The following is an 18,434-nucleotide window of genomic DNA, read 5'->3' as shown; positions in this document are numbered from 1 at the left end:
TCTCCTCAGGTAAGCGGAACGCAGTGCAACGTGCGCAGGCGCCGGGCCTGCAGATGTCCATGGCAAACGAGAGCGACGGGGAAAGGGACGGCGGGACAGCAGCGGGTCTGGGTTACACCACAGACGCTTCCCGGACGGGCATTTTCCTCAACGGAGTCAGCGCTGTTAATTCACATTTCATTTACTTTGTTAATACATTAGCGCAACCATCAGGCGATGATTATCGGGAACCCGGTTTTGGTTAAGCCCGCAGCAAAAGAGTTGTAAATGTGTGACTGAAAGCGGGAAAACAGCAAAAAAATCAACCGCTTCGGCTGAATAAAAAAGGCGCCCCAGTGGGCGCCTTTCCCTCAACCGCACGCGTAATTTTATGAGGAAGCCAGCAGGCGGCGGGTTTTGCGGCGGTAACGCAGGTTTCAGGTGCTGGCGCGCACAATGAGCCGCCAGTCCATCATCACCCGCTCGGTCGGCGCATGCGGGTTATCCATTTTTTGCTGCAACAGGCTGAAGGCCTTGCGGCCGATATCACGCGAAGGCTGCGCGATGGTGGTGAGCGGCGGCGACACCATTTCCGCGAGCTCCGTGCCGTCGAAGCCCGCCACGGCGATATCCTGCGGCACGCGCAGCCCCGCCTGCCGGATGGCGGACATCGCCCCTGCCGCCAGCGTGTCGGAGATGGCAAACACCGCGTCCGGGCGCGTCTCTTGTTGCAGCAACGTTTCCATCGCCTGTTTGCCGGCGCTGAAGCTCAGCGCGCTGGCGTACGTTATCGCCTGCCACTCCAGCTGGCGGCTTCGCAACTCCTGCTGATAACCCTGCTGGCGCAGCTGGGCGTATTTGTAACTGAGATCGTGGTTAATGAGCGCAATGCGCTGACGTCCGCTTTCCACCAGGTGACGCACCAGCTGTCGTGACGCGTCGACGTCGTTAATGCCCACGCACGAGATATCCCCGGCGTCGGCATATTCAGCGCACTGCACCCAGGGCGTGTCGCCAATCAGCTGGGTGAGTTCCGGTAACGTGGTGAACGCATCCATGGTAATAACGCCATCGACAATTTTGCCCGAGAGCAGTTGCAGGCTGGAGCGCGAACGTCGGATATCGGAGCCGGAGTTGCACAGCAGAATACGGTAGCCCTGCTGCTCCGCCTGCTCCTCAATGCCTTTTACCAGCTCGGCGCAAAACGGGTTGGTAATGTCAGAAACCAGCACCAGCACCATTGAGCTGCGCGCGGTACGCAGCTGCCGCGCTAACAGGTTCGGTTGATAGTTACTGGCCTTGATCGCCTGCAGGACTTTCTCGCGGTTCTTTTCCTTTACGGTGTCGCTGTTGTTCAGCACGCGTGACACCGTAGCAACCGAAACCCCCGCCAGCCGGGCGATCTTTTGAATGGACATGGTGGTAACACTTCCTGGGAAACACGGGTAGTAAGCAGGCTACCATAAATTCCCGGGCGACAAGAAGTTAGCCCGGCGCGCTGAGCCGCCGGGCCTCGTCAGTATTGTACCTTAACCCAGCGCTGCTGCTGGTGGCTCTGCATAATCGCCTCGACGACCGCCATGACCTGCGCGCCGTCGTGGAAAGTGGCGAAGCCCGCCGCCCCCCGTTCAGGCATGCGGCCCTTTTCCACCGCCTGATAAAACGCCGCCATCATGGCGCGAAACGCGTCCGGCCAGCCTTCGATATGGCCGCCGGGAAAGCGCGCCCGCGCCGCTATGTCGCCGTTCAGCAAGGAAGGATCGTCTGAGAGGATCTGATTGGCGTGGCGGCGATGGCCTATCCACATCTGCTGCGGCGTCTCCTGGTCCCAGGCGAGCGACGCCGCGCTGCCGCTCACCTCCAGGCTCAGGCGGTTTTTACGCCCGGCGGCCACCTGCGACACGCTGAAGCTCCCTTTCGCGCCATCCTCAAAGCGCAGCAGCACGAAGCCCATATCTTCCGTGGTCACCGGCTTCTCATCATACTGAGCCGCCTGCTGCTGCCCGCCGAAGGTGGCCGCGCCCTGCTGGCTTGCCTTGCGGGTTGGCCAGACGATGGCGAGGTCCGCCATCACCTCAACGATTTTGCGCCCGGTAATGAACTGCGCGGTATCGCACCAGTGGGAACCGATGTCGGCGACCGCGCGCGAAGCGCCGCCTTTCCCGGCCTCCACTCGCCAGTTGTAGTCAGTCTCTTCCAGCATCCAGTCCTGCAGGTAGCTGCCCTGCACGGCGAAAAGACGGCCCGTTTCGCCGTTTCTCACCATGCTTGCGGCCTGCTGCACCATGGCGAACTGGCGATACACGAAGCTCACGCCATGCGCCACGCCCGCCTCTTCTGCAAGACGCACCAGTGTGCGGGCCTCCTCCAGCGTCATGCAAAGCGGTTTTTCCGAAAAAACATGCTTGCCGGCCTGGATAATCTGGCGGTTTATCGCCGCGTGCAGATGGTTCGGCGTGCAGTTATGCACCACATGCAGGTCAGGGTGTTGCAGAAAAGCGGCCACATCGCTGTAGGCATGGGGGACGTGAAGCTGCTGCGCGTGCGCATCGGCGCTCGCCTGGTTTGAATCACAAAGGGCCACCACCGCGACGTTACCGAGGCGGCGCAGCGCCTCTATGTGCGCCGGACCGATGAACCCTGTGCCGATAATGCCGACGTTTATCATCTCTCGCCTCCCTGAGCCAGCCCCAGTTGGGCGCGCACGAGCGCGTCGTCGCTCTGCTGGGCGGCAAAATCATCAAACGCCCGATCAGCCACCGGAATAATGTGCTGGCGGATAAATTCCGCCCCTTCGCGCGCGCCGGTGGCGGCGTCTTTCAGGCAGCACTCCCACTCCAGCACCGCCCAGCCGCCGTAGTCATACTGCGCCAGCTTGCTGAAAATGGTTTTGAAGTCGATCTGCCCGTCGCCCGGCGAGCGGAAGCGGCCCGCCCTGTCTATCCAGCGCTGATAGCCGCCATAGACGCCGCTGCGGCCGTTCGGCAGATACTCCGCATCCTTGACGTGAAACGCCTTGATACGCGCATGGTAGATATCGATAAACTGCGCATAATCGATGTGCTGCAAATGCAAGTGGCTTGGGTCAAACAAGATGCTGGCGCGCGGGTGGTCGTTTACCGCGGCCAGAAACCGCTCAAACGTGACGCCGTCATGCAGATCTTCCCCCGGGTGGATTTCGTAGCAGAGATCCACGCCATGCTCGTCAAAGCAGTCGAGAATCGGTCGCCAGCGGCGGGCCAGCTCGGCGAACGCTTCGCTCAGCAGCTGCGGGTTGTGCGGCGGCCACGGATAAACGTAAGGCCAGGCCAGCGAGCCGGAGAAGGTGGCGTGCGCGCGCAGTCCCAGCTTCTGCGAGGCGGCGGCGGCCTCCCTGACCCGCTGCGTCGCCCACTGCGTGCGGTTCGCGCTGTGCCCCCGCACCGCGGGCGGCGCGAAGTTATCAAAAGCGACGTCATGCGCCGGGTGCACCGCCACCAGCTGGCCCTCCAGGTGCGTGGACAGCTCGCTGATGACAAGCCCGTGCTCCGCAAGCATGCCCGCCACCTCGTCGCAATAGGTCTGGCTTGCCGCCGCCTGGCTCAGGTCGAAAATAGCCGGATGGTTGCAGGGGATTTGCAGCGCGTTATAACCCAGCGCCGCCGCCCATTGCGCCAGCCCTTCCAGCGTATTGAACGGCGCCTGCGGGCCGATAAACTGCGACAGAAAAATCCCCGGTCCTTTTAATGTCTTCAAAAACCACCTCCTGAAAAGGGTTAATCGCGGTACTTAAAGGTAAAGAAGAAAAGAATGGCGATAGCGGCGGCGGCGATGGCCGGGATCCACCAGAACAGCGCCCAGTTTTCAGCGGATGGCTGCCCCGCCACCAGGTTGTTATAGAGCGCGCCGGAAATTTGCGAGCCGAGCAGCATGCCGATGCCGTAGGTAAACATCACCACCATGCTCTGCGCCTGGCCTTTCACCTGCTCGCCCGCCACGCGGTCGGTGTAGATGAATCCCACTACGAAGAAAAAGTCATAACAGACGCCGTGCAGCAGAATGCCGAGCAGGATAAGCATGCGCGTCTCATCGCCCATTCCCATGGCGAACAAGGCGTAGCGTACAAACCAGGCGAACATGCCAATCAGCAGCATGTACTTCACCCCGAGGCGACGGAACAGCAGCGGGATAACCAGCATGAAAAAGATTTCCGACATCTGGCCGAAAGACATCAGCGTGCTGACGTTTTCCACGCCCGCGTCGGCAAGCCAGGAGGCGGTAAAGGCGTAATAGGTGCCAAGCGGTATGGAAATGAGCGTGGCGCAGAGGCCGAAGATAAAGAAATGGCGCACTTTCAGCAGCGCGAAGGCGTCGGCGCAGAACATATCGCGCACTTTAAACGGCAGCCCTTTCGCCGGCGCTGGCGTGTGCGGCAGCGTCAGGCTGTAGAGGGCGAGGATAACCGAACAGACGGCGGCGAGCGTAAAGATAGAGACGCTGGCGGCGATGCCGGTAAAGCCGATAAACATGCCCGCCACAATCCAGCCGATGGTGCCGAACACGCGCACCACCGGGAAGCTCTTCTCGCTGTTCGCAAGACTATGGAAAGCGATGTTATTGGTCAGCGCCAGCGTCGGCATATAGCAAAGCGTGTAGCCGAACAGCAGCGCAATCAGCAGCACGCCGTTTTCCGCAATCAAGGCCTGCGGCACAAACCACAAAATGACCGCGCCCGCCAGATGCATGACCGCCAGCACTTTCTGCGACGGGAAAAAGCGGTCCACCAGCATGCCCAGCACAAAGGGGGAAAGAATCGAGGCGATAGGCCCGGCGGAGAAGGCGTCGCCAATCAGCAGCGACATGTTGTGCTGCGACATCACCAGCCCCAGGGTGACGGACCAGCTCCCCCAGATAAAGAACTGAATAAACATCATTAACGACAGCCGCGGGACCAGCATGCGATGCGTTATTGCCCCGGATTTCGTACCTTGCGTTGCAGTCACCATATAAGCCTCACAGAGGAAAAGTAATCGATTACAAACAGCGGCAAGGTAAAAGTAATCGATTACTTTTTAAGGCGTCGTCGTGTTGATCACAATTTTGAAACAAGAAGAATTGTTTTCTTTTTAATCAATGGAAACGGAAAACAGCGGCCCGGGAGGCGACGCGGTTAAGGCAGGCGAAACGAAAATCGAAAAAGGGAAGGTTCACGGGGTGCCAGTCTGCCCGCCCTCCTTAGCGGGAAGCTAAGCGCGAGGCGTTACGCCAGAAAGACAAGGCCCGCTAACGCCGATGCGATAGCGTAATCTTTGGCGAATTCCTTCAGGGCTTCGGTGTTTTCCCGGAAGTGGTTGAGCATCTTCTCTACCGCTTCCGCTTCATCTTCAGCGCTGGCTTCAAAAGGCAGTTTTCTCATCCCCTGCGCCGCTAACCTCTTTTTTTCATCCGCCGTGAGTTTCGCCTTCTCATAGACGTTTACGGTGATGTCGCTCGAGTAAAAAAGGTACTTTTTCACGATCTGTCCTTAACGCGTTATCCCTTATTTGAGACCATCAATAAAACAGTAATTTATTCAGCCAGTCGAGCGATTTATGGTTGAGAAACGATCGGTTTCGCATTTCGTCATGCGATGAAAAAACGCGTGCGGATGAAAAAGGCGCCAACGCCGTAGCGATGGCTCGCCACCGTCGTGATTCACCCTGACCAGGCTACCCACCCGCGACTGGTCAGCGCACGCGATAATCGGCTACGCCGGGAGCGCCTCCCGGCTTTATCTCAGCGCGGGCTGCTATTTCGCCAGTGCTGTTCGCAGCGTTCGCGGGCTTCGGCGTTCAGGTCGCGCAGTTCAGGCAGGCTGTCGCTGGTGCCATAATCCATCGTGCTGGCCGCCTCTTCCTGCTCCTCTTTCGCGGCGAAACTCAGCGTTTCATCACGCTTGCGCCAGTCGCCGCCGTTTTGCTCATAAATAAGCGCATAAGTCGGCGTCTTTTCGTCGCTGCCGTAAATCTCATATTTACGGGTTGGCGCATCTTCAGGACCAAACTGGATCGTATCGATAAGTGTTGAATCGGCCATCGTTTTCTCCTCTGTGGTTAAGGAGTAAGGGTAGCCTATCGCGCGCAGTGCTGCGGGCCGACGCCGTTCAGCGACGTCGAACCGCCCGTCCCAGCAGCTTAACCTGCGCGGCCTCCAGCGCCAGCTGCACCGCCCCCTCCACCGTCGCCTGCGGGCCAAACTGCGTGGCGGCCACCGTGGTATGCGGCGAAAAGGCGGCCAGGGTTTTGCGCACCGCGGCGACGATAAGCCAGTTCGCCCCCACGCTGCCGCCCATCACTATCATCGCCGGATCGAGAACCGCCACCAGTCCGCAGGCGAGAAAGCCAATCTGCTCGCCATACTGCGCTATCGCCTGCATCGCCATCGGCTCGCCGCCCGTCGCCCGCTCCAGCAGCGCGTCCATGGAGCGCACCATCGGGAGCGACGGCGCGCGGCGGGCGTTCAGCCGGTCGAGAAAACCCTGCTTCGCCAGATGCCGCTCCAGCATCAGTTCGCCCGGCGACTCCTGCTCGCTCCAGGGAAACGGGATATCGGCTATCTCGCCTGCGCCGCCCCGCGCGCCATGTATCAGCATGCCGCCGCTGTATATGCCGCTGCCGATACGCTCGCCGATTTGCAGGAAAACCACGTCTTTTAGCCCTTTCGCTATTCCCAGCCGCACCTCTGCCGCCACGGCGCAGTTAACGTTGTTTTCAACGATGATATGCACCCCCGCAGGCAGCGCCAGACGCGCCAGAATCGCCTCGGGCGACAGCCCCGCCTGCGAAGGCCCCTCGCGCCCCGAAAGCTGAATATCGGGACGAACCGGTTTAGAGAGCGCGACGGTTATCGCCAGCAGCGGTCCGAACGCCGTAAGCTCCTGGCGCAACGCGGCGATGGCGTCGGCTGCGGCCTTAACCAGTTGAACGGAAGCAGCATGAACAAACTGCCGCAGCGCCAGCTGCCGTCCATCCAGGCTGCGGGCGATAAGCATCGCCTGGCTGTTGCCGATATCCGCGCCCAGCACCCAGCCCGTTTGTTGGCTGAGCTGATAAAGCTGCGCGCCGCGCCCGGCCCCTTCAACAACCGTGAGAAAGGCGTGGCGCTGAAGTTCCTGCACGCCGGATGACACCGTGCTTTTGCTCATGCCGAGCCGCGTCATCAGCTCCGACTGCGTCGCGCTCCCCTCAATGATAAGCGATTCCATCAGCAGCCGGGCCCGCACGCTGAGCGCCGGCAGGCCGGACGAGGCGGCCTGCGGCATCGCCAGTTGCGCGGTCTGGTCGAGAAAAGCCAGCGCCTGCGCCAGCGCGCCGGTCCGGTTCAGCGCCTGCGCCTGCCCGGCAAGCCCGGCGCGCAGCGCTTCGCGCTCAAACTCGCCTGCCTGCCACCAGGCGTGCAGCCGGGCGAGATCGCGCTCCGCCTCTGGCTGGCTGAAAAAATCGAGCAGACAACGCCCTGGCGAAGCGAGCCAGAGCCGGGCCGGGAGCGGCGAATCTTCCGGCTGCGGACCAACGCCGGGGACGGGCGTTACCGTCACGCCGGGCAACTGCAACGGGCGGCGGCGCGGATGCACCACATAAAGCGTGGCGCAGGCCGTCGGGTCTGGCTGCATGGCAGACGGCCCCGCCACCACCGCTTGCGGGAAAAAATGACCGACAACCTCCCACAGGAAGCGTCTGGTCAGGGTTTCGGCGGGGGTATGAATGTCGCCGCTGTAAATGCCCCTCGCCAGACGTTGAAGACGACCGCGCCGCAACGCCCGACTAATCACCGCCGCGTCGTGCTCAGCGGCAAAGACCAACGCGGGCCAACCAGAATGCGCCATACCCTTTCCTTATTCATAAACCGCCAGGCGGCGAACGGGCCGCCCAGCCGGTCAATATTGTGTTAATCCGGTCAGTTTATATGCATGAAAAGCGTCACGCTGGTCAAGTTATCTTGTGAGGCGGTAAACCGCTGTCGTGACCGCGCTCACGGTTATTGGGGCAATATAATCATAATCAATTGAAATTAAACAAATTAAATAACCATAGCTGGCAGCGCGGCGGCTGTGCGATGGTGTCTGTGAAGCAAAAACAACCATCAGAACAGAAAAGAGACCCAACCGCTTATGACCGATAACGAAATCTTAATTCCCTTCGCGCAGGGGGTGATGCAGCAGGGCGATGCCTTCGCGCAAACCGTGGCGCGAACGCAGGCGTGGATAGCGTCGCTGGATACTGAAGCGATGCGCCGCGACACCCTGTTATTTGCCGGTATCGGCGCGTCCTATGCCGTGCTCGCCTCGCCGGTGCACGCGCTGCGAGCCGCCGGAATACGGGCGTTTCGCTCGAACGGCGATGATATGCCCGCAGGCGCCCCGCCGCTTGCCGACTGGTATATCGGCGTCTCACAGAGCGGGCGCAGCCCGGAAGTGGTGCGCATGCTGCAACAGCAGCGACACGAGCGGCGGCTGACGGTGGTCAACCAGGCTGACTCGCCGCTGGAGCGCATCGCCGCGAAGCCGCTGTGGCTCGGCACGCTAATCGATTCGGGCATGTCCTCGGTCGCGTTGATGGCGACCAGCGTCAGCCTGGGGCTGCTCACCGATGCGCTGATCGGCCGCGATACGCAGGCAGAGTGGCAGCGTTTGCCTGAACAGTTGACCGCGCTGCGGCCCGCCGCCGAGGCGGTTATTGCGCGCTTCGCCGCCCGGCTGCAGGATGTAGGCTGTATCGATCTGGTCGGCGCTGGCGGTAGCCTGAGCGCTGCGGAACAGGGGGCGTTGCTGCTGCGCGAAGGCCCGAAAGCCGCCGCGATGGGCATGGGCACGCGCCACTACCTGCACGGCATGACCGACGCGGTGGGCAATACCGCCCACGTGGTGATTGGCGGCGAACGCGAAGTGTTGCTGGCAAAACAGATGGCGGCGTTTAAGGTGCCGGTGCTGTTAATTACCGATACCCCGCAGACGATTCCGGGCGTGGAGACGTTGACCCTCCCTTCCCTGCCGCCTTTACAACGGCTGACGCTCGAGTTGCTGGCGATGGAGTTGCTCGCCATCCATCTTGGCGCGGTGCTGGGCCGGGATATCGATGCCGGCATTGTGGAGCGAATCGATACCAAAATAAGCGGAGCAGGCTTATGAACGCCAGCTGGTTAGGAATGGACGTCGGCGGCAGCAAAATTCAGGTGCGCATTGAAGACCGCAGCGGCAGGCTGCTGTTTGACCAGCAGTGGCCCACCGGCCCCTGGAGCGGCGAGCCCTGGTCGCGCAAATCCGCGCGCATGGCGGAGCTGATTGCCTTTGCCTGCAAACAGGCGAAGCTAACCGCGCCGCCCGTGGCGGTAGGCATCGGCGCGCACGGCTGCGATACCCCCGAGGAGTGCGCCACCATGACGGCGTTAATGGCCGACCGCCTGCCCGGCTCGGTATGCCAGGTGGTGAATGACGCGGCGCTGGTGGCGTTAAGCGCCTATGGAGAACCCGCGGCAGGCCTGATTGCCGGTACCGGTTCGGTGGCTGTCGCCCGGGGCGCGGACGGCGGCTGGTTGCAGACCGGCGGCTGGGGCTGGGTGGTGGGCGATGAAGGCGGCGCCAGCGGCCTGGTGCGCGCGGCTATCGGCGCCATCCTGCTGGACTGGGACGGCGGCTGCCAGGACGACCCGCTGACCACCACGCTGGTGGAAGCCTTCGGCGTCGCGCACCTGCTGGACCTCCCTTCGCAGCTGCTGCGTACGCCCGCCAGCGAATGGAGCCGCCATGCGCCGCTGATTTTCGACTGCCTGCCGCGAGATTCGCGGCTCGCCCGCCAGGTGGTCGACGCGGCGGTGGTGTCGCTCACCTCGCTGATACTGCGCCTGCGCGAGCGCGGCGCGACGTTTAATCAGGTTATCGCCGCAGGCGGCGTCATTCGCCATCAGCCTGTTCTGTTCGGCCTGCTGGCTAACGCGTTGCGCCAGCATGATGCGGGTTTATCGCTCTCCCTGTTGCAGGCTGCGCCGGTAAGCGGCGCGCTGCGCCTGGCGCGGCAGATAGCGCCCGAGGCTTCCTTATCTTCTCCTCTGCGAGGTGCATGATGTCCCAGTATGAAAGCGAAGCCGCTCCGGCGGCCAGCAAAGCGTGGCGTTTCCCGAGCACGTACACCGTTCTTATCGTCATTACCGTCGTGGTTTGGCTTCTGACCTGGATAATCCCCGCCGGGCATTATCAAACGCAGGATGGCCGGCCGGTAGCGGGCAGTTTTCAGGTTGCCGCCAGCCCGCTTTCGGCGCACCAGCGCGTGAAGGAGCTTTTCCTCGCGCCGGTTAACGGTCTCTACGGTATTGAAAACGCCGCCGGGTTCGTTGGGCCTTATGAGAGCGGCAGTATCTTCGGCGCCATTGGCGTCTTCTTTTACGTGTTATCGCTCGGCGCGTTTATTGTCACCACCACCAAAACGGGGGCCATCGACGCCTGCCTCGGCCACGTGGCGCAGCGCTTCCGGCGGCGCGGCGGCTTGCTTATCGCCATGGTGATGCTGCTTATCGCCATCGGCGGCTCCACGTACGGCATGGGCGAGGAGACGCTGGGCTTTTACGCGCTGCTGGTGCCGCTGCTGCTGGGGCTGGGGTTCGACCGCATGACGGCGGTAGGGGTAATCCTGGTCGGCTCGGTGGTCGGCAACATGAACTCCACCGTTAACCCGTTTATGACCGGCGCCGCCTCGGCGGGCGCAGGCGTGCCGATGGGCAGCGGCATCGGGCTGCGGTTTATCATGTTTCTCGCGCTCACCGGGCTCGCTATCGCCTATGTGGTTATTTATGCCCGGCGCGTACAGCGCAACGCCGCCCATTCGGTGGTGGGCTTCACCGATGAAGATCGCGAGCTGGCGCAGGCGCGTCTGCAGTTGCCGCAACCGATGACGGGCCGCCAGAAAGCGGTGATGGCAGCCTTCGCCGCCACCTTCGCGTTTATGATTTTCGCCATCATTCCCTGGGCGCAAGTGATTGTCGGGCCGCAGGCGGCGTCGTGGCCCTGGCAGCTCGACTGGTATTTCCCGGAGCTGACCGCGCTGTTTCTGGTGATGTCCGTGGTCACCGGATGGCTTGGCGGGCTGCGCGGCAACAACCTGTTTAACGCCATGCTGGCGGGCATTGCGGACTTCATGGGCGCGGCGCTGGTCATCGTGCTGGCGCGCGGCATTACCGTCATCATGCATAACGCGCAGATAACCGATACCGTGCTGCACTCGATGGAGAGCGTGGTCAGCGGCGCCTCCTCCGGCCTGTTCGCGGTTATCATGTACCTGATTATCATGCCGCTCTCTTTCCTGGTGCCAAGCTCGTCGGGCCTTGCGACGCTCGCCATGCCGGTGCTCGCCCCGATTGCCGATTTCGCGGGCGTTGGACGAGAAATCGTCGTGACGGCGTATCAGGGGTCAGTGGGCGCTATCGCGATGATCTCTCCCACGTCGGCCATCGTGATGAGCGGACTGGCGCTGGCGAAAGTCAGCTACCCGCGCTATCTGATGTGGGTGCTGCCGCTGCTGGCGATGCTGGCTGTCGCCACCTGTCTGTTCCTGGTGGTCGGCGCGGCGTTATCCTGACGGCGCATAAATCAAACCCGGCCTCGCGCCGGGTTTGCTACGGTTCTTCTGCCGCCCGCTTTTATGGCTTTTGCTGAAAAACAGTCAAAACAGCGCCCTTCGCGCTTTCCACGCGATTTCCCCTGCGATTTTACTTACCCCGAAAGATGCCCCTATAATGCGCCCCTTTCTGCGGCGGCGATGATATTTAAACAAAATTTGCCAGCCCGGATAAAAGCCCCGGCGCGATGGGGGTAGTCCTGACGGAGCATGACAAGGCCTCGCCAGTAAAGCAGTCACAGCAATGACTTAACAACACCAGAAAGCGGTTTACTTATGATTTCGGCAACACAAGAGAAGAGCGAAGGCGCGGTCCGCGCAGGCTGGAAATGGCGCGACAATGTCTGGGCGCTGGGGCTTTATGGCACGGCGGTAGGCGCAGGCACGCTGTTCCTGCCGGTGGAGGTAGGCACCCAGGGGCCGGTTATTTTTCTGATGATGCTGCTTGCCGGTCTGCCGCTCTCGCTGATGCCGCACCTGATGCTGTGTCGCGTTTATATGAAAGAGCAGCCGACGGCGGACTCTTCGCTGCCGATTTTCGGCTCCTTTTTTAAGGGCAAAGGGGAGCTTGCGATTATGCTCTTTTACTGCCTGGCGTTCTTCCCGGTGACGCTGGTATTCGGCGTGGCGCTGGTTAACGCGCTGGATAATTACCTGAGCGCCCATCTGCACGCGGCTCACCTTTCCCGCGGCCTGCTCGCTTTTCTCGTCGTCGCCGGAATTTACGCGGTGCTGAGCAAAGGGCGCGACAAAGTGGTCGGCACCATGAGCGCGCTGGCGTTGCCGTTTGCCGCCTCCATTTTGCTCATCGCCCTGCTGCAAATCCCCCACTGGAATATAGCGAACCTGGCGGGCGTGATAACGAAAGCGCATGCGGCGCCCCTTACCGAGACGCTAAAAAGCATCTGGCTAACGCTGCCGCTTATCACCTTCTCGTTCTGCTGCGCGCCGATGGTTTCGCCGCTGACCTCGTACTACCGTGAACGGAAAGCGGAAGGCGAGCGCAAGGCGCTGTTGGTTATCCGCATGGCCTACGGCGCGATTTTCTTCAGCATCCTCTTCTTTGTACTGAGCTGCGTATTAAGCATTCCGCACGACAGCTTCGCACAGGCCAAAGCGCAGAACCTGAACGTGCTGTCAGTGGTGTCGGCGGAAGGCTCGCAGCTTGTCTATCTGCTGGCGCCGTTTATCGCTATTGTGGGCATGACCAAATCGTTTCTCGGCGTAGGGCTTTCCGTCACCGAAACCTTCGCGCAGCTCATTACCGAAGCCTCCGGCATCAAGGGCGCGGGCGGCAAGCGTCTTGCTTACCTGATTATGTTCGCGCTGACCTTCGGCATCGTGTACGCCAACCCGAACGTCATTACGCTGATAGAAACCTTCTGCGGGCCGCTTATCGCCATCATCCTGTTTCTGATCCCGGCCTGGCTTATCTATACCCGCGCCGAACTGCGCGAACTGCGCGGCGTAAAAACCGCCGTCATCGCCCTGGCCGGCGTGGCGACGCTTTCCGCCCTGCTCTATTCGATGGCGTAACGCCGCTCAGGTTGAATCATGCCCCTCGCAGAGGGGCTTTTTTATCGCCTCGATTTCTCCCGACGCTGACTTAATACGCCGCGACTTCCCGCGCCATTTCCCGCGAATAGCGCTGGCTGCCGTTAATCAACATGCGGGTGTAGGCGGTGGCGACGTCGCCTTTGACCAGCGCTTCCACCGTAAGCGTCTCGAGGATTTTGCCGTACTGCATCACCGCCACCTTCTGGCACAGATGGGCGATGACGCCAAGGTCGTGCGTTACCATCAGATAAGTCAGGTTCGCCTCCTTCTGTAGCTCGGCCAACAGGTTGAGGATCTCAGCCTGCACCGACACGTCCAGCGCCGAGGTCGGCTCATCCAGCAGCAAAACCTGCGGCTCCAGAATAAGCGCCCGCGCAATCGCCACGCGCTGGCGCTGCCCCCCGGAAAGCTGGTGCGGATAACGGTCGCGAAACGCCCTGCTAAGGCCCACTCTGTCCAGCAAACTATTGACGCGGCGGTCACGCTCGGGAATGCCGTGAATCAGCAACGGCTCTTCGAGGATATCGCTGATGGTATGACGCGGATGCAGCGAGCCATAAGGGTCCTGAAAAACCATCTGCACCCGCCGACAACGCTCGCGGCTGATGCGCTTTTCCAGCGGAACGTTATTAATAGCCAGCTCGCCTCGCCAGTGGGTGAACAGCCCCGCAAGGCACTTCAGCACCGTGGTTTTTCCGGAGCCGGATTCGCCCACCAGCCCGTAAATCTCGCCGGGCCGCACCTCAAAAGTGACATCATGCAACACCTGGTTCTGCTTGCTGCCCTCGCCAAACGTCAGGTTAAGATGGTTGACTGTTATCATCTGCGTCTCCTTAGTCCGTGAGCCAGCTCGCCTGGCGTTGCAGAACCGGTAATACCGCGCGGCGGCGGTGAATTTCCGGCAGGGAGTCGATGAGTCCCTGGGTATAAGGGTGTTGCGCCTTGTGCAAATCGCAGGCGGCGAGCGATTCCACCACCCGCCCGGCGTACATCACCAGCACCCGGTCGCAAAAGCTGCGCACCAGGTTGATATCATGGCTGATAAAAATAAGCCCCAGCCCGCGCGACTGCACCAGGTCATCCAGCAGCCCCAGCACCTGCAGACGTACCGAGACATCCAGCGCCGAAGTCGGTTCATCCGCTATCACCAGTTCCGGGTCGGTAATCAGCATCATGGCTATCATGATGCGCTGCCCTTGCCCGCCGGAAATCTCATGCGGGTAAAGCTGGTAAACGCGCTCGGGCTGACGAATGCGCACTACCTCCAGCATCGCCAGCGCTTTCTCTTTCGCCTGCGCTTTACGCCCGCGATGGTGCGTAAGCCAGGCTTCAGCGATTTGATCGCCCACGCGCACCACCGGGTTCAGCGAATACTTAGGATCCTGCATGATCATCGATATCCGTTTGCCGCGGATCTGGCGCATTTGCGCCTCGCTGACCGTGCGCAGGTCGATATCGCCGAACTGCATTTTCTCGGCGGTGATGCGGGTTTTTTTCGGGTGCAAATGCAGCAGCGCCCTGCCCACGGTGGACTTGCCGGAGCCGGATTCGCCGACGATAGCCAGCTTCTCGCGCCCCAGTTGAAAAGAGACGCCGCGCACCGCGTGCGTCACCGCCGCGCCGTTGCTGAAATCGACATGCAGATTGCGGACATCGAGCAAGGGCGAATTAGTCGTTGCGAGGATCGAGGATGTCACGTAAGCCGTCTCCTAAGAAGTTAAACGCCAGGCTGTTGATTAAAATCGCCAGCCCCGGAATGGTCACCACCCACCAGCACTCCATCATGTAGGTGCGCCCGCTTGAGATCATGGCACCCCACTCCGGCTGCGGCGGCTGCGCGCCGAGGCCCAGGAAGCCAAGCCCGGCGGCGGTCAGGATTATCCCCGCCATGTTCATGGTGATGCGGATGATGACCGACGGCAGGCAGAGCGGCACAATGTGGCGCCACAGCACGCGCACCGGCGACGCGCCCTGCAGGCGCACCGCGGAGATAAAATCCGCCTGGCGCAGCGAGAGGGTTTCCGCCCGCGCCAGACGCGCTATCGGCGGCCACGCGGTGAGCGTAATGGCGATAACCACATGCTCAAGCCCCGGGCCGAGCGCGGCGACAAACGCCAACGCCAGCACCAGGCTCGGGAAGGAGATGAAAATATCCGTCACGCGCATTAACACCATATCGACCTTGCCGCCGAAATACCCCGCCGTCACGCCGAGCAGCAACCCCAGCGGGCCGACGGTAACCGAAACCAGCAGCACGATATAAAGCGTAATGCGCGAGCCGTAGACCAGCCGGCTGAAGATGTCGCGCCCGAACTCGTCGGTGCCGAACCAGTGCTGCGCGTTCGGCGCCGTCAGCGCGTTGTTGAGATCCTGCACCAGCGGGTGCCAGGGCGCGATGAGCGGCGCGAATATCGCCACCAGCAGCAACAGGGCAATAATTCCACCGCCCGTCGCCGTCAGCGGATTGCGCGCCATTTTGCCAAGAAAAGCGCCGGTCAGCCGCAGCGCGCGCGTTACCCGCCGACGCCCTTCCCGGCTGTCGCGGCCAAGGGGCGAGTCCAGAAAAACCGTCATGATTTGGTCCTCGGGTCAAAGAGTTGATAGAGCATGTCGGAGAGCAGGTTCAGCATCACGAAAATGACGCCCACCACCAGCACGCAGCCCATCACGGCGTTCATGTCGCCGAGCAGCAGGCTGCTGGTGAGGTAGGAGCCGAAACCCGGCCAGGAGAAGACCGTTTCAATCAGCACGGCCCCTTCCAGCAGCGAGCCATAAGCCAGCGCCACCACGGTTAAAAGCTGAACGAGGATATTGCGAAAGGCGTGGTTCCAGATAACCTGCCGTTCCGTCAGCCCCTTTACCCGTGCGGTGATGATGAACTCCTGGGAGAGCTGCGCCAGCATAAAACTGCGCGTCATCCGGCTAATGTAAGCCAGCGAATGGAAGCCCAGCAGTGCGGCGGGCAATATCAGGTGGTTGATGGCGTTCCAGAAAACGGCGGCATTGCCGACCAGCAGCGCATCGACGGTTATCAGCCCCGTGCGCCGCGGCACGATGCCGTCGAGACCGAGATCGAGCCTGCCAGCGCCGCCCACCCAGCTCAGCCAGGCGTAAAACACCAGCAGCCCCATCATCCCCACCCAGAAAATCGGCGTGGAGTACCCGGCGAGGCTGATAATGCGCACCACATAATCCGTCACGCTGTTGCGCCTCGCGGCGGCCAGCACCCCCAACGGGATGCCCAGCCCTGCGCCGACGATAATGGCCATGGTCGCAAGCTCAAGCGTTGCCGGGAAGACGCGGATAATGTCCTGCGCCACCGGTTTACCGGTCAGCAGCGCGTTGCCCAAATCGCCGTGCAGCAGGTTCGTGAGGTAAATGCCAAACTGCGTCGCCAGCGATTTATCAAACCCCAACTGGTGGTAAACCTGCTGATAGGTGCTCTGGTCGGCATCCGGCCCGACAATCGCCAGCACCGGGTCGATGGGCATCACCCGGCCGATAAAAAACGTTAACAGCAGCAGGCCGAAGAGCGTCACCATTACCTGCATAATGCGGCCTGAGAAACGCCTGGCGCGCGTGCCAGGGGCGAGAAGTGCGACGGTCATGGTTTCTCTCCTGCGTTGGTTTTATCCACTTCACGCAGAAACGTGGTGGCGGAGGGATGCGGCTGGTAGTGCTTCACCTCGTTGCGCACCACCACTGAATCCACCATTTGCGAAAGCGGGATAAGCGCGGGGATAAGCTTATCGTAGCGGGTCTGGATAGCCTGATAACCAGCCACCTGCTTTTGCGGGTCGCGTTCAAGCAGCGCGCGGTCGATCATCTCGTTGAGCTGTTTGTCGTAAAAGCCGGTGCGCCAGCCCTGAAAGTTGGTGAGCCGCGCGGCGTCGCTGTTATCGGGGTTGTAAACCAGCGCGCGTAAGCTTGAGTGCGGATGCGGCTCCATGCCGCTGCCGCCGCGTCCCACCAGCATGTCGAATTTACGCTCGCGCATCGCGCCGTAAATCTGGTTGCCGGTGCCGGTGATGATTTTGGCGTTGATGCCGCCCTGCATCAGCGTGGACTGCACCGCAATGGCGATATTGAGAAAGGGCTGGTCCGCCAGCACGCGAAGCGTGGTATCAAACCCGTCCGGGTAGCCCGCCTCCGCCAGCAGTTTTTTCGCCCGGGCAATATCGAGCCGGTAGCCCGGGTCCGGCAGCGTGGAGGGCATGCCGCTTTTTATCGGCCGCTGGTGCAGCACGCCATAGCCCGGCATCAGCGCGTTGTTGATCCCCTGATAGTCAATGAGATAGCGCACCGCCTCGCGCACTTTGGGATTGCTGAAGTGCGGCTCTTTCATGCTCATCGCCACGTAATAGACAGTGCCGCGCTGCACCGCGTCCACCGTTAAGCCCGGGTCATTGCGCAGGGCGTTGATGTCGGAAACCGCCATGTTGCTGGCGATATCCAGATCCCCTTTCTCAATCATCAGCCGCAGGGTCTGTGACTCCTGGAAATGGCGCAGCACTACGCGGCTCATTTTCGCTTCCTCACGCCAGTAACCGGGGTTGCGCTTCATGCGCAGCACATCTTTCGCCTGCCAGCTCTCCAGAATAAACGGTCCGGAACCCGCTTCATTAGTGGTCAGCCAGCGGTTGCCCCAATCATCGTTCACCGCATGCCGGGAGACCGTTTTGCTGTCCAGCACCCCCAGATTGCCGAGCGCCGCCAGCGAATAGAGGATGAGCTGCGGATCGTTGGCCTTCGGTAAGACAATCTGAAACGTATGCGCGTCAGGGGCGCTGACCTGCTGGTCGATATTCTTTTTGCTGAAGCCGTAGGATTTCCACACCGACGCCTGTGCGAGGTTGAGGTGGAGAATGCGGCGCATCGACCAGACCACATCCTGCGCTGTGAGCGGGTTGCCGGAGTGAAACCTCACGTCATCACGCAGATGAAACGTGAGGGTTTGCCCGTCCGGGCTGACTTCCCAGGCGTGCGCCAGCGCGGGTTTAACGTGAGTGAGCTGCGTCGGGTCCAGCTCTACCAGCGAATCGTAAAGATTCACCACGATGCCCACCACTTCGTTGCCGGTCATGGCCGCCGGGTCGAGCGTCAGCAGGTTGTTCATGTTCATACCGATGATGAGCTGATCGGGCGGCGTTTTCGCTATCGCCGCACCACTCCCCATCATCATGGCGAGCGCGAGCAGGCACGCCCCCAGCGAGGAAGTTCTGTTCATAGGTATACCGTTTTGTAGGGTAAGGGTTGCCGGGCAGACGCCTGGCA

Annotated in this window: 16 protein-coding genes; 4 read left to right on the top strand and 12 right to left on the bottom strand. The window is 61.2% G+C overall.

Annotated features, from left to right (window positions below; translation table 11 throughout):
• Positions 1 to 416: 416 nt before the first annotated feature.
• From MT962_RS06170 to MT962_RS06140, 7 genes are all read right to left on the bottom strand, one after another.
• A complete protein-coding gene (locus tag MT962_RS06170; protein ID WP_024555434.1) occupies positions 417 to 1,397 on the bottom strand; it encodes a LacI family DNA-binding transcriptional regulator in 981 nt (326 codons plus the stop codon).
• Between the two features lie 98 nt (positions 1,398 to 1,495).
• Positions 1,496 to 2,647: a Gfo/Idh/MocA family oxidoreductase gene (locus MT962_RS06165; protein WP_247365174.1), complete on the bottom strand. Its 1,152-nt coding sequence runs from the start codon at positions 2,645 to 2,647 to the stop codon at positions 1,496 to 1,498.
• Positions 2,644 to 3,714 carry a sugar phosphate isomerase/epimerase gene (locus MT962_RS06160; RefSeq protein ID WP_247365173.1) on the bottom strand — a complete coding sequence of 357 codons (1,071 nt, stop codon included), beginning with the start codon at positions 3,712 to 3,714 and terminating at the stop codon, positions 2,644 to 2,646. The genes MT962_RS06165 and MT962_RS06160 overlap by 4 nt, the downstream gene beginning before the upstream one ends.
• Before the next feature lie 20 nt (positions 3,715 to 3,734).
• Positions 3,735 to 4,964 carry an MFS transporter gene (locus MT962_RS06155; protein WP_024560994.1) on the bottom strand — a complete coding sequence of 410 codons (1,230 nt, stop codon included), beginning with the start codon at positions 4,962 to 4,964 and terminating at the stop codon, positions 3,735 to 3,737.
• Positions 4,965 to 5,218: 254 nt separating this feature from the next.
• A complete protein-coding gene (locus tag MT962_RS06150) occupies positions 5,219 to 5,473 on the bottom strand; it encodes a hypothetical protein (RefSeq protein WP_048887824.1) in 255 nt (84 codons plus the stop codon).
• 260 nt (positions 5,474 to 5,733) lie between these two features.
• A complete protein-coding gene (locus MT962_RS06145) occupies positions 5,734 to 6,033 on the bottom strand; it encodes a hypothetical protein (RefSeq protein ID WP_024555429.1) in 300 nt (99 codons plus the stop codon).
• Between the two features lie 67 nt (positions 6,034 to 6,100).
• Positions 6,101 to 7,822 (bottom strand): ROK family transcriptional regulator, encoded by a 1,722-nt coding sequence (locus MT962_RS06140; protein ID WP_247365172.1) that lies wholly within the window; start codon positions 7,820 to 7,822, stop codon positions 6,101 to 6,103.
• 285 nt (positions 7,823 to 8,107) lie between these two features.
• On the opposite strand from MT962_RS06140, the gene MT962_RS06135 reads away from it, so the two are divergent.
• From MT962_RS06135 to MT962_RS06120, 4 genes are all read left to right on the top strand, one after another.
• Positions 8,108 to 9,124 (top strand): hypothetical protein, encoded by a 1,017-nt coding sequence (locus MT962_RS06135; RefSeq protein ID WP_024561154.1) that lies wholly within the window; start codon positions 8,108 to 8,110, stop codon positions 9,122 to 9,124.
• Complete coding sequence (locus tag MT962_RS06130) at positions 9,121 to 10,056, top strand: BadF/BadG/BcrA/BcrD ATPase family protein (RefSeq protein ID WP_024555426.1); 936 nt, start codon at positions 9,121 to 9,123, stop codon at positions 10,054 to 10,056. Before MT962_RS06135 ends, MT962_RS06130 begins: the two co-directional genes overlap by 4 nt.
• Positions 10,056 to 11,564: a YfcC family protein gene (locus tag MT962_RS06125; RefSeq protein ID WP_024555425.1), complete on the top strand. Its 1,509-nt coding sequence runs from the start codon at positions 10,056 to 10,058 to the stop codon at positions 11,562 to 11,564. Before MT962_RS06130 ends, MT962_RS06125 begins: the two co-directional genes overlap by 1 nt.
• Positions 11,565 to 11,879: 315 nt before the next feature.
• The gene (locus MT962_RS06120; protein WP_024555424.1) at positions 11,880 to 13,139 is read left to right on the top strand and encodes an amino acid permease; all 1,260 of its coding nucleotides are present in this window, start codon (positions 11,880 to 11,882) and stop codon (positions 13,137 to 13,139) included.
• 70 nt (positions 13,140 to 13,209) lie between these two features.
• On the opposite strand, the gene MT962_RS06115 is transcribed toward MT962_RS06120, so the two are convergent.
• From MT962_RS06115 to MT962_RS06095, 5 genes are read right to left on the bottom strand one after another with little or no spacing between them, the layout of a single operon-like run.
• On the bottom strand, positions 13,210 to 13,983 hold the full coding sequence (locus MT962_RS06115; protein ID WP_247365171.1) for an ABC transporter ATP-binding protein: 774 nt from the start codon (positions 13,981 to 13,983) through the stop codon (positions 13,210 to 13,212).
• Between the two features lie 10 nt (positions 13,984 to 13,993).
• Positions 13,994 to 14,857 (bottom strand): ABC transporter ATP-binding protein, encoded by an 864-nt coding sequence (locus MT962_RS06110; RefSeq protein WP_024555422.1) that lies wholly within the window; start codon positions 14,855 to 14,857, stop codon positions 13,994 to 13,996.
• Positions 14,829 to 15,734 carry an ABC transporter permease gene (locus MT962_RS06105; protein WP_024555421.1) on the bottom strand — a complete coding sequence of 302 codons (906 nt, stop codon included), beginning with the start codon at positions 15,732 to 15,734 and terminating at the stop codon, positions 14,829 to 14,831. Before MT962_RS06105 ends, MT962_RS06110 begins: the two co-directional genes overlap by 29 nt.
• Positions 15,731 to 16,768, bottom strand: coding sequence for an ABC transporter permease (locus MT962_RS06100; protein WP_247365170.1), 1,038 nt, complete (start codon positions 16,766 to 16,768; stop codon positions 15,731 to 15,733). Before MT962_RS06100 ends, MT962_RS06105 begins: the two co-directional genes overlap by 4 nt.
• Positions 16,765 to 18,387 carry an ABC transporter substrate-binding protein gene (locus tag MT962_RS06095; RefSeq protein WP_048887818.1) on the bottom strand — a complete coding sequence of 541 codons (1,623 nt, stop codon included), beginning with the start codon at positions 18,385 to 18,387 and terminating at the stop codon, positions 16,765 to 16,767. The genes MT962_RS06100 and MT962_RS06095 overlap by 4 nt, the downstream gene beginning before the upstream one ends.
• Between the last annotated feature and the right edge of the window lie 47 nt (positions 18,388 to 18,434).

The sequence above is a fragment of the Franconibacter sp. IITDAS19 genome, from assembly GCF_023079515.1.
GTDB lineage: Bacteria > Pseudomonadota > Gammaproteobacteria > Enterobacterales > Enterobacteriaceae > Franconibacter > Franconibacter pulveris.
The sequence above is the reverse complement of the archived record's forward strand: the minus strand, read 5'-3'. Positions and strand labels throughout refer to the sequence as shown.

What these genes read in the sequence shown, in the direction of transcription:
- MT962_RS06170 (WP_024555434.1), bottom strand. Translation starts at nt 1,397, where the DNA reads ATGTCCATTCAAAAGATCGCCCGGCTGGCGGGGGTTTCGGTTGCTACG.
- MT962_RS06165 (WP_247365174.1), bottom strand. Translation starts at nt 2,647, where the DNA reads ATGATAAACGTCGGCATTATCGGCACAGGGTTCATCGGTCCGGCGCAC.
- MT962_RS06155 (WP_024560994.1), bottom strand. Translation starts at nt 4,964, where the DNA reads ATGGTGACTGCAACGCAAGGTACGAAATCCGGGGCAATAACGCATCGC.
- MT962_RS06145 (WP_024555429.1), bottom strand. Translation starts at nt 6,033, where the DNA reads ATGGCCGATTCAACACTTATCGATACGATCCAGTTTGGTCCTGAAGAT.
- MT962_RS06140 (WP_247365172.1), bottom strand. Translation starts at nt 7,822, where the DNA reads ATGGCGCATTCTGGTTGGCCCGCGTTGGTCTTTGCCGCTGAGCACGAC.
- MT962_RS06135 (WP_024561154.1), top strand. Translation starts at nt 8,108, where the DNA reads ATGACCGATAACGAAATCTTAATTCCCTTCGCGCAGGGGGTGATGCAG.
- MT962_RS06130 (WP_024555426.1), top strand. Translation starts at nt 9,121, where the DNA reads ATGAACGCCAGCTGGTTAGGAATGGACGTCGGCGGCAGCAAAATTCAG.
- MT962_RS06125 (WP_024555425.1), top strand. Translation starts at nt 10,056, where the DNA reads ATGTCCCAGTATGAAAGCGAAGCCGCTCCGGCGGCCAGCAAAGCGTGG.
- MT962_RS06120 (WP_024555424.1), top strand. Translation starts at nt 11,880, where the DNA reads ATGATTTCGGCAACACAAGAGAAGAGCGAAGGCGCGGTCCGCGCAGGC.
- MT962_RS06115 (WP_247365171.1), bottom strand. Translation starts at nt 13,983, where the DNA reads ATGATAACAGTCAACCATCTTAACCTGACGTTTGGCGAGGGCAGCAAG.
- MT962_RS06105 (WP_024555421.1), bottom strand. Translation starts at nt 15,734, where the DNA reads ATGACGGTTTTTCTGGACTCGCCCCTTGGCCGCGACAGCCGGGAAGGG.
- MT962_RS06100 (WP_247365170.1), bottom strand. Translation starts at nt 16,768, where the DNA reads ATGACCGTCGCACTTCTCGCCCCTGGCACGCGCGCCAGGCGTTTCTCA.
- MT962_RS06095 (WP_048887818.1), bottom strand. Translation starts at nt 18,387, where the DNA reads ATGAACAGAACTTCCTCGCTGGGGGCGTGCCTGCTCGCGCTCGCCATG.